16 protein-coding genes and 1 other RNA gene are annotated in these 14,814 nt (G+C 57.0%); 11 read left to right on the top strand and 6 right to left on the bottom strand.

The features are described from left to right. Positions 1-13: 13 nt before the first annotated feature. From BM320_RS06225 to BM320_RS06205, 5 genes are all read right to left on the bottom strand, one after another. On the bottom strand, positions 14-1,129 hold the full coding sequence (locus tag BM320_RS06225) for a gamma-glutamylcyclotransferase (RefSeq protein ID WP_090197762.1): 1,116 nt from the start codon (positions 1,127-1,129) through the stop codon (positions 14-16). Between the two features lie 3 nt (positions 1,130-1,132). After that, a complete protein-coding gene (locus BM320_RS06220; protein ID WP_090200415.1) occupies positions 1,133-1,573 on the bottom strand; it encodes a TrgA family protein in 441 nt (146 codons plus the stop codon). Between the two features lie 283 nt (positions 1,574-1,856). Beyond that, positions 1,857-3,275: a cryptochrome/photolyase family protein gene (locus BM320_RS06215; RefSeq protein WP_090197759.1), complete on the bottom strand. Its 1,419-nt coding sequence runs from the start codon at positions 3,273-3,275 to the stop codon at positions 1,857-1,859. A 42-nt stretch (positions 3,276-3,317) separates the two neighbouring features. Then, positions 3,318-4,301: an acryloyl-CoA reductase gene (acuI, locus tag BM320_RS06210; protein ID WP_090197757.1), complete on the bottom strand. Its 984-nt coding sequence runs from the start codon at positions 4,299-4,301 to the stop codon at positions 3,318-3,320. 41 nt (positions 4,302-4,342) lie between these two features. After that, on the bottom strand, positions 4,343-4,840 hold the full coding sequence (locus BM320_RS06205; RefSeq protein ID WP_090197753.1) for a DinB family protein: 498 nt from the start codon (positions 4,838-4,840) through the stop codon (positions 4,343-4,345). A gap of 192 nt (positions 4,841-5,032) precedes the next feature. Here BM320_RS06205 and BM320_RS06200 point away from each other — a divergent pair, with 192 nt between their 5' ends. The 5 genes from BM320_RS06200 (at position 5,033) to hemN (ending at position 9,211) form a co-directional block, all read left to right on the top strand. After that, positions 5,033-6,076 (top strand): ABC transporter substrate-binding protein, encoded by a 1,044-nt coding sequence (locus BM320_RS06200; protein WP_165614999.1) that lies wholly within the window; start codon positions 5,033-5,035, stop codon positions 6,074-6,076. 132 nt (positions 6,077-6,208) lie between these two features. After that, positions 6,209-6,553, top strand: coding sequence for a hypothetical protein (locus BM320_RS06195; protein ID WP_090197751.1), 345 nt, complete (start codon positions 6,209-6,211; stop codon positions 6,551-6,553). A 71-nt stretch (positions 6,554-6,624) separates the two neighbouring features. Further along, positions 6,625-7,140, top strand: coding sequence for a copper chaperone PCu(A)C (locus BM320_RS06190; protein WP_090197749.1), 516 nt, complete (start codon positions 6,625-6,627; stop codon positions 7,138-7,140). Between the two features lie 55 nt (positions 7,141-7,195). After that, complete coding sequence (locus tag BM320_RS06185) at positions 7,196-7,798, top strand: SCO family protein (RefSeq protein WP_090197746.1); 603 nt, start codon at positions 7,196-7,198, stop codon at positions 7,796-7,798. 63 nt (positions 7,799-7,861) lie between these two features. Then, positions 7,862-9,211 carry an oxygen-independent coproporphyrinogen III oxidase gene (hemN, locus tag BM320_RS06180; RefSeq protein ID WP_090197743.1) on the top strand — a complete coding sequence of 450 codons (1,350 nt, stop codon included), beginning with the start codon at positions 7,862-7,864 and terminating at the stop codon, positions 9,209-9,211. Between the two features lie 4 nt (positions 9,212-9,215). Here the strand turns inward: hemN and BM320_RS06175 are convergent, their stop codons facing one another. Continuing rightward, positions 9,216-10,073: a hypothetical protein gene (locus BM320_RS06175; RefSeq protein WP_090197741.1), complete on the bottom strand. Its 858-nt coding sequence runs from the start codon at positions 10,071-10,073 to the stop codon at positions 9,216-9,218. Between the two features lie 140 nt (positions 10,074-10,213). Here BM320_RS06175 and ssrA point away from each other — a divergent pair. From ssrA to BM320_RS06145, 6 genes are all read left to right on the top strand, one after another. Beyond that, positions 10,214-10,586: a transfer-messenger RNA gene (gene ssrA / locus BM320_RS06170) on the top strand. A 67-nt stretch (positions 10,587-10,653) separates the two neighbouring features. Further along, the gene (locus BM320_RS06165) at positions 10,654-11,406 is read left to right on the top strand and encodes a phytochelatin synthase family protein (RefSeq protein ID WP_090197738.1); all 753 of its coding nucleotides are present in this window, start codon (positions 10,654-10,656) and stop codon (positions 11,404-11,406) included. A gap of 37 nt (positions 11,407-11,443) precedes the next feature. After that, positions 11,444-12,091, top strand: a complete 648-nt coding sequence (locus tag BM320_RS06160) for a DUF1194 domain-containing protein (protein ID WP_090197735.1) — start codon at positions 11,444-11,446, stop codon at positions 12,089-12,091. Positions 12,092-12,204: 113 nt separating this feature from the next. Further along, positions 12,205-13,002, top strand: a complete 798-nt coding sequence (locus tag BM320_RS06155; protein ID WP_090197733.1) for a chromate resistance protein ChrB domain-containing protein — start codon at positions 12,205-12,207, stop codon at positions 13,000-13,002. Further along, a complete protein-coding gene (gene chrA, locus BM320_RS06150; protein ID WP_090197730.1) occupies positions 12,999-14,240 on the top strand; it encodes a chromate efflux transporter in 1,242 nt (413 codons plus the stop codon). The genes BM320_RS06155 and chrA overlap by 4 nt, the downstream gene beginning before the upstream one ends. Positions 14,241-14,304: 64 nt before the next feature. After that, a complete protein-coding gene (locus BM320_RS06145; protein WP_090197728.1) occupies positions 14,305-14,793 on the top strand; it encodes an SspB family protein in 489 nt (162 codons plus the stop codon). The last annotated feature ends 21 nt before the right edge of the window (positions 14,794-14,814 follow it).

Here is a 14,814-nt window from a genome sequence, read left to right as displayed (position 1 = left end):
CGCACGCATGAACTCAAGTCATCGCGCGCAGCCGGTCACGGTGACGTGCAAGCCAGTGCAGCATCAAAATCAGCGGACCAACCTGAATTTCACCACTATCGACAAGCGCAAGTGCGGCGTCAAAATCCATAGGGTGCAGGCGGATATCTTCGCCTTCGCTGGCCAGTCCGCCCAGATAGGGGGCGGCCTGCGGTACATCACACAGACCAAGATAGGTGTAAAAATAATCAGTCGAAGCGCCCGGAGACGCATAGAATTCTGCAATCGGCTCGAGGTGGTCAAGCGTCACCGCAGCCTCTTCTTTTGCTTCGCGGTGGGCGGCTTGCCGGGGTGTTTCGCGTGCATCGACGATCCCTGCCACGGGTTCAAACATCCACGGATTCGGATCTTGGCGCATAAGCGGACCCATGCGGATCTGTTCGACCAAAATCACCCTGTCGCGCACCGGATCATAGGGCAGCACCAAAGCCGCATCGACGGCGACAAACACCTCTCGGTGCAGATTTGCGGAACGCGCGCCATCGAACCGTTTGTGGTTTACATCGAAATCCTGCATCCGGAAGAACCCGCCGCGCGGGGCGCGCGCGCCCGTAACCGCAATATCTTGGGGCTCAGGATTATGGCGACGCGTTGCGGGGGCCGCTGTCGCGCGGTGCTTGGCCCATGCGCGCGATTCAATCATCGGCCACATGCGCCGCAGCGCTGCGGGGTCGGGCAATGGATCATGCGCAAAAATCTCTGCTGCGGCCAATAATGCGGGTGCAAGCTGCGTATCTTCCCATGCGGCAAGCGCCCAATCACAGCCATCCGCAACGATCCCCGCGGGTGGCATGTAGCAGGTCGCCGACATCGCGCCCTGCGCGGTCTGCACGCGAACTGATTGGGTCGTATAGCCGAATGCGCGCTCATAAAGATCAAGCCGCGCGATCTGTGCGGCATCAACCGCATGATAGATAAACCCTTCTACCCGCTGGTCTGGTGCGGGCGCGATAAACGGCACCACATTTTCGGCCATGCGATATCGGGCATAGCCCTGCAGGTTTGCTTGGGTTGATTTGCAGCTTTCTCCGCCGGCTACCGCTGCAAACAGCGGCGCAGACATCAACGTGCCATAGACAAATATATCCATCGGTTAAGGATATCGCCGCGCGACAAATTCGGTGATCCATGCGCCAATCACCGCGCCGATCACAACCGAAGCAATCATTCTGACGTCAAGAAAATACAGTGCCACCCGAAATGTTTCCGTAAACGAGGCCATAATCGCCTCGACCGGACCATCATAATCCATGCGCATCGCCCGCGTGATCATCCGTGTGAAACCGATGATATAAAGAATGCTGACCGAAAACAAAAAGGCCATGGTCAGGCCCTGACCTGTGGCCGCATTATAGCCTTTGCCCGCGTTTGTGCCGCAGATCCGCCAGCCGTAAAAAACCCCAAGCCCGGCACAGACCGGTATCAAAAAGTCCGGCGCATGCGATTCCGGAAAATAGGGCACCGCAATGCCCGCGATATACCAACCAAAAAGGGCGTAAATTACAGCGCCGGTAAGCCGTCCAGCTGTGGGCATCAGTGTTTTCCTTGTCCTGTCGCGCCGCCGCAGGGTGACCGCAAAGCGCGTAATTCCACAGCCATTTTCTGTGATGAAGCGCGCGCTTGCAAGTGCGCAGCGCCAAGCGGCACCATCGAACGCCTGATAGACCGGAAATACGGCGGCAGATTGCGCAATAAAGTCTGCCATAAGTGACAAACAAATTCAGATTAGTCATTTAAATTCAACGAATTACGCCGCATTCTTTACATGTCGCGTGAGCCAGTCACTCACCAGTAAACTGTTGCGCGTTTACCGCCCATTAACCTACTTCGCGCGCATGATACGCCGCCAGCGCACGCGCACGCCCCTGCGCGAGGGTGACAATCGGAGCGGGGTACGGGTCTTGGGGTGATAATCCCCAATGGCTTGGCACCATGTCAAAATAGGATAGCGCAGTGCGACTTGGTGCTTGGCGCCCCTCGCATAACCAGCGCGCGGCATAGTGACCTGCGGGGTCAAATTTCTGAAGCTGCGTATCGGGATTAAATATCCGAAAATATGGGGCGGCATCCGGTCCCGACCCTGCCACCCACTGCCATCCCATCGCATTGCTGCACGGGTCCCAGTCAATCAGGCAGTCCGCAAACCATGCCATGCCGATTTTCCAATGGGTCATCAGATGTTTGGTAAGATAGGATGCTGCGATCATGCGTGCGCGGTTATGCATCACTCCGGTCACATAGATTTCGCGCATTGCGGCATCGACAAACGCAATGCCTGTGCGCCCTTGTTTCCATGCAGTGACTGCGGCTGTCTCATCCGTATTCCACGGGAAATTATCCCATTCAGGTTTCCAGTTGCGGGTCAGGATATGAGGACTGTGATGCGCCAGTTGATATGCAAATTCACGCCACACAAGTTCGCGCATGAAATCTTCGGCTGCGGCTATCCCTGATTGCCGCGCGCGCATGCCTGCCTGCCAGCACTGGCGCGGGCTGATTTCGCCATAGGTCAGGTTTTCAGAAAGCCCCGATGTCCCCGCCACCCCTGGCTGGTCGCGCTGCACGGTATATTGCGCCAGCTTTTCTGCTATAAATGTCTCCAAACGCGTCTGAGCGGCCTTTTCGCCGACAACACAATAGGATGCCAGTGTTCGGGCACCGCGCCGCACAGCCGCGCCCATGTTCCAGCTTTGCAAGTCTTCGGATCGGGGCCAGACATCGGGCGCGCGCAGTGTCGCGGGTGCAGGCAATGCGGCACCGACATCGCGGTCGCGCACCGATTTCCACATTGGCGTGAAAACTTTGTAAAACCCGCCGGTTTTTGTGGCAACGGTCCATGGTTCAAACAGCAAATGCCCTGCAAAGCTCTGTGCATCAATGCCTGCCGCACGCAGCCCCGATTTGACGGCTGTATCGCGGGATTTTTGCGCCGGATCATAGAGCCGCGACCAGTAAACCGAAGTCGCACCCGTTTGTGCAATGAGGTCGCGCAATACCGCGAGCGGGTCGCCGCTGCGCAAGACCAGATCGCTGTTGATACCACGTAACGCGCGCTTGAATTCTCCGATCGCCAGCCCCATACGCAACCGCGGGGCAGCCCCAAGGCTGTCACATTGCGCGTCGCGGATAAAGACTGGAACAATCGGCCGCCCCGTCGCCACCGCCGCCGTGAGCGCCACATGGTCGGCCAGGCGCAGATCGCGCCTGAACCACATAATAATTGGCCGATTATCCATGTTTGTACCGCCCGTCCGCGTCACGACACCCTAACCTCGCGCCTAACCGTTCACGTCAACCACAACGCGGCCCTGCACCTGCCCCTTGAGAATATCGCGTCCCAATTGCGGCAAGTCGGACAATGTCGCGGGCACGATCATCGCCTCGAGTTTGTCCATCGGCAGGTCTTTGGCGATCCGCTCCCATGCGCGCAGGCGGTTTTCATAGGGCTGCATGACGCTATCAATCCCCAAAAGGTTTACGCCGCGCAGCAAGAACGGGATCACTGATGCGGGCAAATCCGCGCCCCCCGCAAGACCCACAGCCGCAACTGAGCCGCCGTATTTCACCTGCCCCAGCACCCGCGCCAGCATCGCGCTGCCGACCGCGTCAATACAGCCGCCCCAGATTTCAGCCTCGAGCGGGCGTTTGGTCGTTTCATTGATCTCTGCGCGCGCAACAATCTGCGTGGCACCCAATGATTTCAGATAATCCGCGGTTTCCGGCCGCCCTGTGACAGCCGCAACCGCATGGCCAAGATTGGCCAAAATGGCCGTGGCAATCGACCCGACCCCGCCCGCGGCCCCAGTGACCAAGACAGGACCGCCTTTGATCCCGTGATCTTCAAGCGCCATAATCGCAAGCATTGCGGTAAACCCTGCGGTGCCGACGGCCATCGCCTGACGCGCATCAATGCCAGCGGGCAACGGCACGAGCCAATCGGCTTTGACCCGCGCTTTTTGGGCATAGCCGCCCCAATGCGCCTCGCCGACGCGCCAGCCTGTCAGCACCACCTGATCACCGGGCGCATAGCGCGGATCATCAGAGCTTGCGACCGTGCCTGCAAAATCAATGCCCGGAATATGCGGGTAATTGCGCACCAATCCACCGCCCGGCCCCAGACACAGCCCGTCTTTGTAATTCACTGTCGAATAGGCGATATCGACCACAACATCACCAGCCGGAAGCTGTGCGATATCAATCTGTTGCAGCTTGGCCGAAGTTTTCCCTTCGGCGTCTTTATCAACCATCAAAGCATTAAACATTGGTGCCTCCCCATTTGTATGTCCCCCCGAAAGGAACAGTTTTACGGCATAAAGGGAAGGTCCGTATCATCAGGTGTTTTTCCGGCCGCCGTCAACATTGCGTGAATTTGGCCCCTGTGGTGGGTCTGGTGGTTGAACAATTGCATGACACAAATGGCCACAGGTTTTGCAAAATCGCGCTGCATGGAACCCGAATACCAATGCAAATCACCTTTAAGATCAGCCTCTTGTACTGTCTGCGCCCATGCTGAAATCCGGTCGTCGACCTGCGCGCGCGCACTGTCCCATGCCTGCGCGCCGTCTGTAAATTGCGGGCTTTGCGGGATTGTCATATCCGTGCCCGTTCCGCCGTCAAACCGGCTGATCCAAAGCGTATCCCCCCAAAGCAGGTGGTTAAGCGTGCCCATGATCGACCCGAAGAACGCACCATGGTCGCGGGTCAGCTCGGCGGGGGTCATTGTGCCAACGATTCGACGCAACCCTGCGTTCTGCCACTGGTTATAGGCGGCCATCGTGCGACAATATGCGGGGGAAATCATGGCGTTGGTCCTTTCCAAGAACGTTGCCCATGCAAACTAGTCGTAATTTAGCACAGTTTTCCAGCCCTTGAGCGAATTTTCCGGCTGATATTGCAGCACGCGAAGCAACGATTGCCTGTGCCGCAAATCGCGCTTGCCGCACCTTGCACGTGGTTCTAATCTAGGCGTCAGATTTTCATCGGGAGTATGCATATGAAATCCGCAACACTATTGGGCGCAGTATCGCTCGCAGCACTTGCCTCGGCAGCTATGGCCCAAGATACGGACCTACTTGTTTTTGATTATTCCGGCTTTGAAGACCCTGCGTTTCATGGCGCATATGTCGCGCAACACGGCGACAGCCCCGCGTTTGCCTTCTTTGGCGACGAAGACGAGGCGTTCCAGAAAATCCGTGCAGGCTTTGCTGCCGATGTCGCGCATATCTGTGCCGGTTCTGTCAGCAAATGGTCCGAAAGCGGCATTATCGAAGCATGGGACACCAGCAAGATCACGGCCTATGCCGATCTGGATAGCAACCTGACCGGCACAGATATTGCCGCCAATGATGCTGTCTACTTTATTCCGACCGATTTTGGCTCGACCGCGATCGCCTATAATCCAGAGCAGGTCCCCGCAGAAGATGTGGCCAGCCTGCAGGTGTTCACCAACCCTGCCTATGCAGGCCGTCTGACCCTGCCCGATAACGTGGATGACGCCTATGCGCTGGCCTATCTGGCAACCGGTGTCGACAATTGGACCAACGCAACCGACGCACAGTTCGAAGCGGCATCCAACTGGCTGCGCGAAGTGCATCCGAACCTGCGTACCTATTGGACCGACCCCGCAGAGCTTGCACAATTGCTGGCTTCCGGCGAAATCCTTGTGTCTTGGGCGTGGAACGAAACCTTCCCGACAATGGTCGAAGAAGAACGCCCGATCGGCTTCCAGCGTGAAACAACCGAAGGATCTTCACTGTGGCTTTGCGGCTATGTGAACCTTGCCAGCGGTCCTGGCGTCGAAGACAAGGCCTATGACTACCTGAACGCGATGCTGGCAGCAGATTCCGTGGTGCCTTTGCTTGACGCAGGCTACGGATCAGCCAACGCAGTGGCGCTGATGGCGCAAGTCAGCGAAGAAGATCTTGTCGCTTCCGGTCTGGGTGCGATCAACGTGCCGGTTCTGGCGCAACTGCCCATGAGCAACGCCATGCGCGAACGTCAGGCCGAAACATTCGAACTGATCAAAGCAGGGTTCTAAACCTCTGCAAATAAACACTAAATCGGGCGGTCCAAACGGGCCGCCCGATGTGTTTTGTAGGGTGGATCTTGATCCACGCCTGCGACGGTTTTGCCTTTGTAATCCAAAACCAACCGGCGTAAGACTTGCCCCATGATATTGCGCGCGCTCCTCAGTTTGACCGTTGCATTTGCCCTTTGCCTTGTAGGCTTCGGGCATAAACCGCTTGCACCTGCGCAAGATGCCCAAGCTGCAGCATATGTGCTTGCGGGTGGCTCTTGGTCCGATTTATGCGGGCAATCGGGCGATCCGCGCGATGAAACAGCGGCCGTGTGCCAGGCCTGTATTATCGCAAAATCCTGCGCATTCGGGGCCTTTGCGCAATCCGCTTTCCCGCTTGTGGTCGCGACCGGCCATGTGCCGCGTGCACCACAGGGGCTGGCGCGTCTTTCAAATATCGATCAGGCAAATGCGGCACGTGCGCCGCCTTTGTCCTAGCGCAAATACATCCACCCGTTTTGCGACTATGCCTGCGGTCAAACCAAAGGCATCTATTGAAAGACAAGAAAATGAAACTGACGACACTTCTGACAACCGCCGCGCTGACATTCGCCGCCACTGGTGCATGGGCCGAATCCGAAATCAACGTGATGCATGCCACCGCCTTTGAAACCGCGCCCACGGCGATGGCGGGGGGTGGTTTTCTGCATATCCACAATACGGGCGACAGCGATGACGTGCTGGTCGACGTGCGCGCCGATTATCCGCGCGTTGAAATCCACACCACCGAATTCACTGACGGGGTCGCAAAGATGATGCATGTTGCAGGCATCCCCGTGCCCGCTGGTGAAATGGTTGTACTTGAACCTGGCGGCTATCATGTGATGTTCATGGGGCTGCAAGGCACCCCCTTCACGCTGGGCGATATGATCCCCGCAACATTGGTGTTTGAACAGGCCGGCGAAATCGACATCATGTTCAAAGTCATCGCCCGCGACGCCGCCCACGGTGGTATGGATCACGACAGCATGGACCACGACGCGATGGACCATGATGACGCCAATCATAGCGACATGAACCACTAGACCCCAAGCGCGCTTTGCGCACTGCAAGGCGCGTCCATTTCTAAAGGAGAAAGCAATGAAAGCTGTCATCATTGGCACGACCACGCTCGCCATTGCGGCGGGGCTTGGATTTTATACTTGGAACACCAGCCGGTCCGCGGTGCCTTGCGGCGATACGGCCGTGGCCGGTGCTGCAATCGGGGGGCCGTTTGAACTGGTCTCTGAAACCGGCGCGACGGTGACCGATACGGATGTGATCACCAAACCCACATTGGTCTATTTCGGTTATACATTCTGCCCTGATGTTTGCCCGCTTGATAGCGCGCGCAATGCGGCGGCGGCCTATCTGCTTGCCGATCAAGGGCACGATATTGGCACCATTTTTATCAGCATTGATCCCGAACGCGACACGGCGCAGATCGTGGGTGATTACACCGATAATTTCCACGAAGATATGATCGGGCTGACAGGCACCGCCGCACAGGTTGATGCGGCGTCCAAGGCCTACCGGACCTATTACCGCAAGCAAGAAGGCGACCCGGAATATTATCTGGTGGATCATTCCACCCAGACCTATTTGATGTTCCCAGAAACCGGCTTTGCCACGTTTTTCAAACGCGAACATACGCCCGAACAGATTGCACAGACCACGGCCTGTTTTATCGACAGGATTGGCTAAAAACATCTGCGCTGTTTGATCTGGCGCAAATAAAACTTCGCGCAGGTCTGGCATTCCATCACTATGGAAAACATTGCACGCCTGCGCGAACGCGGGCTGTTTGACGCCCGCGTGCCCCGATACACCAGCTACCCGCCTGCCACCGCGTTTCGCGCGCAGGTCGATGCTACATTTCAACGCGATTGTCTGGGTAAACTGGACCCTGCCACGCCTGTTTCGGTCTATGTGCATATCCCGTTTTGTGAACGGCTGTGCTGGTTTTGCGCCTGCCGGACCCAAGGGACAACAACGCTGGCGCCTGTTGAAACCTATCTGACATATCTGAGGGCCGAACTGGAACTGCTGCGTGACAGCCTGCCCGCGGGCATCCGCATGGGTGAATTGCATTGGGGCGGCGGCACGCCAACCATCTTGCCCCCCGATATGATCCGCACGCTGGCCGCTGCGATCTTTGATGTCTTCCCACCAACCGATGATCTGCGTTTCTCGGTTGAAATCGACCCGACGCTGGTTGATGCCGACAAGATCACTGCGCTTGCCGATATGGGCATGACCCGCGCCAGCATCGGCATTCAGGATTTTGCACCCGACGTGCAAGCCGCAATCGGGCGCGAACAAAGCTATGCGGCCACCCGAACCTGTGTTGACGCCTTGCGCGCGGCGGGCATTACATCGCTGAACGCCGATCTGGTTTACGGGCTGCCGTTCCAGACCGCCGATAAACTTGCCGATACAATCGCCAAAGTCCGTGCGCTTGAACCCGACCGCATCGCGCTGTTCGGCTATGCGCATGTGCCCAATTTCGCCAAGCGGCAAAAGCTGATCCCAGAATCAGCCCTGCCCGCTGAAGAAGACCGTTATCACCTTGCGCAGCAAGCCGCGCGCGCCTTTACCGCCGCCGGTTATACGGCCATCGGAATTGACCACTTTGGCAAACCGGAAGACAGCCTGACCCGCGCCCATCATACCGGCCATTTGCGGCGCAATTTTCAAGGCTATACCGATGATAGCTGCCCGACATTGATCGGCATCGGCGCGTCATCTATTTCGCAATTTGCCCAAGGCTATGTGCAAAATGCCGCTGCCACGGCCGCCTATACGCAACGCATCGAATCCGGCATTCTTGCCGGGCACCGTGGCTATGCGCTGACATCCGAAGACCAGACACGCGCCGCCGCGATCAACATGCTGATGTGCAATTTTGCGATTGATCTGGACCTGCTGAACGCGCGCGCCGGTGCGGATGCTTTGGCGCCCGTGCATGCCGCGATATTGCAAGACTTCGCAGGACATGTCGTGCAAGAGGGTCAACATTTGCGGATCACCCCCGAAGGCCGCCCCCTGACACGGATCATCGCGCAACGCTATGACGGGTTTACCGATATTGCGGCGCAATATTCGCAAGCATCATAAGGCGTTAGAACTGGTAACCCAGCGAAACGGCGACGCTTGTGCCATTGCTACGATCACCCGCGATTGCCGCCTCTGCCAAAAGCCCGCTGTCATGCGCATAGGTTAATTTTGCCCCAGCAAGCGGGTCGTCGCTATCCGACTGACGCAAAAGCGCGGTCACCGACAGGTGATCCGCAAGCGTAACAGCGGCAAAAATTTCGGCAGTCAAGGCGGCGGCATTGGCGTCATTTGCATAGATCCCTACGCCCATATCCCAGCGACCTGCTGCGACCGCCGCCTGCGCTTTGGCGTTCCAGTCGATGGCGTTGTTTTGGGAAACGGCCTCTAGCGCGTAATCAAGTTGCCAATGCGCATAGGTTTTGCGCCCGCCCAAACCAGCCACGACAATATCCGTATCCGGAACACCGTGCAGCGATACCACCAGATCCGCGCGCCGGTAGGCAAGCCCGTAGGGCAAGAATTCAGATTCGGTGAAAACACCGGCCGTCGCGCGGCTGCGGGTCGTTGCAATGGATTCAAGCGCGCGCCTTGGCATCACCCGCGTTAACCCAGATACCGCAAAACGGTCATAGGCGGGGCGTGGAAACCCCAATTCCAGCTTGTGTTGCCCGTCTTGCCAACTGACCGCGGCATAGGTTTCATGCAATCGCCCGACGACCCCAAACATGCCGATTTCTGCGCCCCAATGGCCACCGCTGGCCGACAAGGTAAAATCGCCAAAAACATAGCCCGTTGCCAGATCATCCGATGCGATTTGCCCGACCGACAACCATCCATCCGCCGCCGTTTGGGCCGCGATCGGGGTCGCAAGACAAAACACACATGACAATGCAGCAAACCTGCTGCGCATAAAACCAAACATAACAATCCACAAAAAAAATCGCGCTTGGTCCCATTTAGCGCAGGCATTTGCAACAGACCAGAGGTTTTGCCCGAAAATTACCCTTACAATGTGTCGCAACCTGTTTACTGCACAAATGCTTTGCACAGCCGCGCGGTAACCCCCTTGCGCCGCAGCCCGCGACCCCCTATCTGTTAATTGTCCTTCGGGACTATGGATATAAACGCGCTCGTAATAACCGGATCGGACCAGGGGGCGGTACCCTGCGTCTCCACCAATCACTCCTGTATCAACTCTCATTTGGGGTATGATTTAGGGCACATGGGGACGAAATAGGATCGACGAACGTCTAAAGGGGTTTTGCTTTATCCCGGTGAGTTACCACCGTTATCGGTACGACAAAGCTAGTTGCAAATGACAACAAAGCACCGATGGCTCTCGCAGCGTAAGCTGTGCGAAATATCGAAACCTTAAGCCCATAGGCTTGCAGTCTATGGCGGGGTCCGCAGGTACCTGGCAACAGAAACCTGCACTTTCCCTCTTTTCAAATGCAGCGCGATTTGCTTAGCGTAATCAATCATTTCATAGATGGATCGCAAACATGCGTGCATACCTTTTCCTTGCTTTAACAACCCTGCTTGCCAACCCTGCCCCGCTTTTCGCCCAAGAGGCCGATGATTACGCCAAACTTGGCCCCGATGCGGTCGCAATTACGGCCGATAATGCCTATTTGCGCAGCGGCGAAGCCCCTGATTATTGGGCGTTTTCATCATTTGTGAAACCGCAATTCACAACCTCGGCCTGTTCGATCGCCACTGTCACGGCGGCGATTAACGGGATCATGGGGCAACCCGAATGGGCATCACAAACGATCATGACGCAGCAGGACCTGCTTGAATTGACCGCAAACGCCGAATGGGCCGCGGTGTCCGCCGAAGGCGGCGACGGCGTCACGTTCCAGCAACTGGTTGATTTCACAAACGAAGCACTTGCCGCCGTCGGGCTTGATCGCAATGTCATGCAGTTCAATCCGACAATCGCGTCCGATATGGCCCGCAAAGGGCTGGTCGATATGCTGGTCGAGAACGAAGCCAGCGCCGATGACGCGATTATGGTCTATTTCAACCAAGGTGTTGTCACCGGCGATTGGGACGGCCCGCATATCGCGCTTGTTGGTGCATATGACGCCGAGGCGCAAATGGTGTTGATCCTCGAGGTGGATCAGGAATGGTATATTCCTTACTGGACGTCGGTTGATACGCTGCTTGCGGCAATTGTGAAACCGACATCGGCCGAACACGGCCCGCTTGAAGGACAAACAGGCGGGTTTGTCATGATCCGCGCTGCCGGATAGGGCTTGCAATAAAAAGGCGGTGCAGGGATGCTGTGACATGCGTTTTCTTGCACTGCTTTTCTTTGCCACTGCCTGCCTGCCAGCCTGGGCCTGTGATGTGGCGCTTGTGCTGGCGATTGACGTGTCCAATTCGATCGATTCAGCCGAATACCGGTTGCAGGTGGACGGTATGGCCGATGCGCTGCGCGACCCTGAAATTGTCGATGCATTGGTCAAGGGCGATGTGGCAATCGCCGTGATGCAATGGTCGGGCGCGGACGAACAACAGGTTTCAATTCCATGGACGCGGGTGCGCACGGCATTTGATGCGCAGATGCTATCTGAGGATGCTCGCGCCATTTCGCGCGCCTATACCCTGTCCGGCACCGCCCCCGCAGAAGCGATCTATAGTGCGCTGGCGCTCTTGCGCAGCGCCCCGCCTTGCGCACGCCAAGTCATTGATATTTCTGGTGATGGCACACCCAATGCCGGCAGCAATGTCAATCTGGCCCGACAGGCAGCCGTGCGCGCCGGGGTGACCATAAATGCCATCGCAATCGAATTTCTCGGGCTGACGATTTCAAGCTATTACAAGACCACCGTGATCACCCCCCAAGGTTTCGTGATCACCGCGCGCAGGCATGATGCCTATCCCCAAGCGATCAGGGCAAAAATCTTGCGCGAAGTAAGCAGGGTCCTTGGATAGCAGTTGACCCGCGTGCCCGATTTTGCCAGAAACGGCGCATGGGGTCCGCGAACACCCCGTAAGGCTTTGGCCCAAGCGTCGCATCCACTGACGGTTTTCAGAAAGGATGCACAATGGCTGCTTTTAACGAAATTGAACCTTTGTCGCTGATGCGGCTGATTGGCACACCCGCTTGTCCGGTGCTGGTAGATGTCAGCATAGATGATGACTTTGCTGCCGATCCATATCTGGTCCCCAGTGCGTTCCGCCACCCGTTCGACGATATCGCGGGGTTAATTGCCATGCTTGACGGGCGCGCGGCGGTCATCATCTGCCAAAAGGGTAAAAAGCTGTCGCATGGCGTTGCCGCCCTGTTGCGCGCGGCGGGCTGTGACGCGCAGGTCCTGACGGGTGGAAATCACGGGTGGTGCGATGCCGCCCTGCCCCGTGTCCCTGCCAAAACGATCCCCGGACATTTGTGGGTCACGCGCCACCGTCCCAAAATCGACCGGATAGCTTGCCCATGGCTGATCCGCCGTTTTGTTGATCCGTCGGCCGTGTTCATGTTTGTGCCCCCCGCCGAAGTCCCGCTGGTGGCAGAAAAGTTTGGTGCGACACCGTTTGACATCGCTGACACATTCTGGAGCCATAGAGGCGACAGCTGCACCTTTGATACGATGATCACCGAATTCGGGCTTGCGCATCCGGCGCTTGATGCGCTGGCGCTTGTCGTGCGCGCGGCAGATACCGACCGGCACGATCTGTCCCCGCAAGCGGCGGGTTTGCTTGCGATATCTGTCGGGCTGTCACGGATGTACCGCGACGACAACGCGCAATTGCAGGCCGGTATCGGGCTTTACGATGCGCTTTACCGTTGGGCACGCGATGGCCAAAACGAAGGCCATGACTGGCCCGCAGGATTACCGGCATGAGGTCCGAACTGTTTACGGTATTCGGCCGTATCGGTCTGTTGTCATTCGGCGGCCCTGCGGCGCAGATCGCCTTGATGCACAAAGAACTGGTTGACGACAGGGCGTGGCTGACCGAGGCCGAGTTTCTGAAAGCCTTGTCGTTTTGCATGCTGTTGCCTGGCCCCGAAGCGATGCAACTGGCGACCTATGCAGGCTGGAAACGTGCAGGCATCACTGGCGGGCTGATCGGCGGCGGGTTGTTTGTTTTGCCTGGCGCGCTGATCATCATGGCGCTGGCGCTGGCCTATGGCAGCTATGGGGCGTTGCCAATCGTGCAGGCCCTGTTTTTGGGGGTCAAAGCATGCGTCACCGTCATTGTGGTTCAGGCACTGATCAAGGTCGCAAAACGCGCGCTTTTGCACAATTGGCACCGGCTTGTTGCCTTGGGCGCATTTGTCGCGCTTTTTGCCTTTGCGGTGCCCTTTCCAATTGTAGTGCTTTGCGCCGCTTTGATCGGGATGATGCTGCCCGCAACACCGCCGGCGCGGGGGCATATCGCGCGGCCTAGCTTGAAACGCACATTTGCGACACTTGCGATCGGGGCTGTCATCTGGGCCGTGCCCATTGGGTTGCTTTACGCGATGAACCTTGAATTCCTGACCGAACTCAGCCTGTTTTTCGCTACTTTGGCTGTGGTTACATTTGGCGGGGCCTATGCCGTTCTGGCCTATATGACGCAAGAGGTTGTCGTTTCCTATCAATGGCTTAGAACAGCGCAGATGATGGATGCGCTGGGGCTTGCGGAAACCACGCCTGGGCCGCTGATCCTAGTGACGCAGTTTGTCGCCATGATTGCGGGCATGGCAAAAGGCGGAAAAGCGCTGGCAGTTCTGGCAGGGATCGTGACGCTTTGGGTCACCTTTGTTCCCTGTTTTATCTGGATATTTGCAGGCGCGCCGCTGATTGACTGGATTGATAGCAGGCCACGACTGCGCGGCGCATTATCCGGCGTCACGGCGGCGGTTGTCGGCGTGATTGCAAATCTTTCGATTTGGTTTGCGATACATGTGTTTTTCGCAAATGTTCACACATACCATTGGGGTGCTGTCACGATCAGCCTACCCGATATTGTGACATTGCAGCCGGTCACCGTGATCCTTGCAGGATTGGCGGCAGCGTTGCTTTTGTGGAAAAACAAAGGGTTGCCACTGGTATTGGCCATCACGGCGCTGGCGGGGCTGTTCACGCTTCTTGGCTGATAACGGCTCTTTTCTCTTGGCAAAAAGCCCGTATGCTAGTGCCATTAGAAATGGGGAAATCACCGTGACCAGCAGCATTGACTATGGCAACCTTATGCACCGCGCGATGCGCAGCCTGATCCAGAACGTGCTGACCGATGTGGCCAAAGACGGGCTGCCAGGCGAAAACCATTTCTTTATTACTTTTGACACCATGCATCCGGATGTCGAAATTGCGGATTGGCTGTCGGATCGTTATCCCGGTGAAATGACGGTGGTGATCCAACACTGGTTTGACAACCTTGAAGTCACTGACGAAGGTTTCGGCATTACGCTCAATTTCGGCGATAGTCCGGAACGGCTATATATTCCTTACGATGCGATTCGGACCTTTGTTGATCCGTCTGTCGAATTCGGGCTTCGGTTTGAATCGCCGCAGACCGAAGAGGATGACATCGATACCGATATTCTTGAAATCGCAGAGGCTCCGATGGACGAAATGGTCGAACCATCGCCCGAGCCCGAAAAACGGCAAGAAGCCGAGGTTGTCAGCCTCGATAAATTCCGCAAGTAGCCGTTTGTCTTGCGATCCCGT

The organism is Yoonia tamlensis (genome assembly GCF_900115105.1).
GTDB lineage: Bacteria > Pseudomonadota > Alphaproteobacteria > Rhodobacterales > Rhodobacteraceae > Yoonia > Yoonia tamlensis.
The sequence above is the reverse complement of the archived record's forward strand: the minus strand, read 5'-3'. Positions and strand labels throughout refer to the sequence as shown.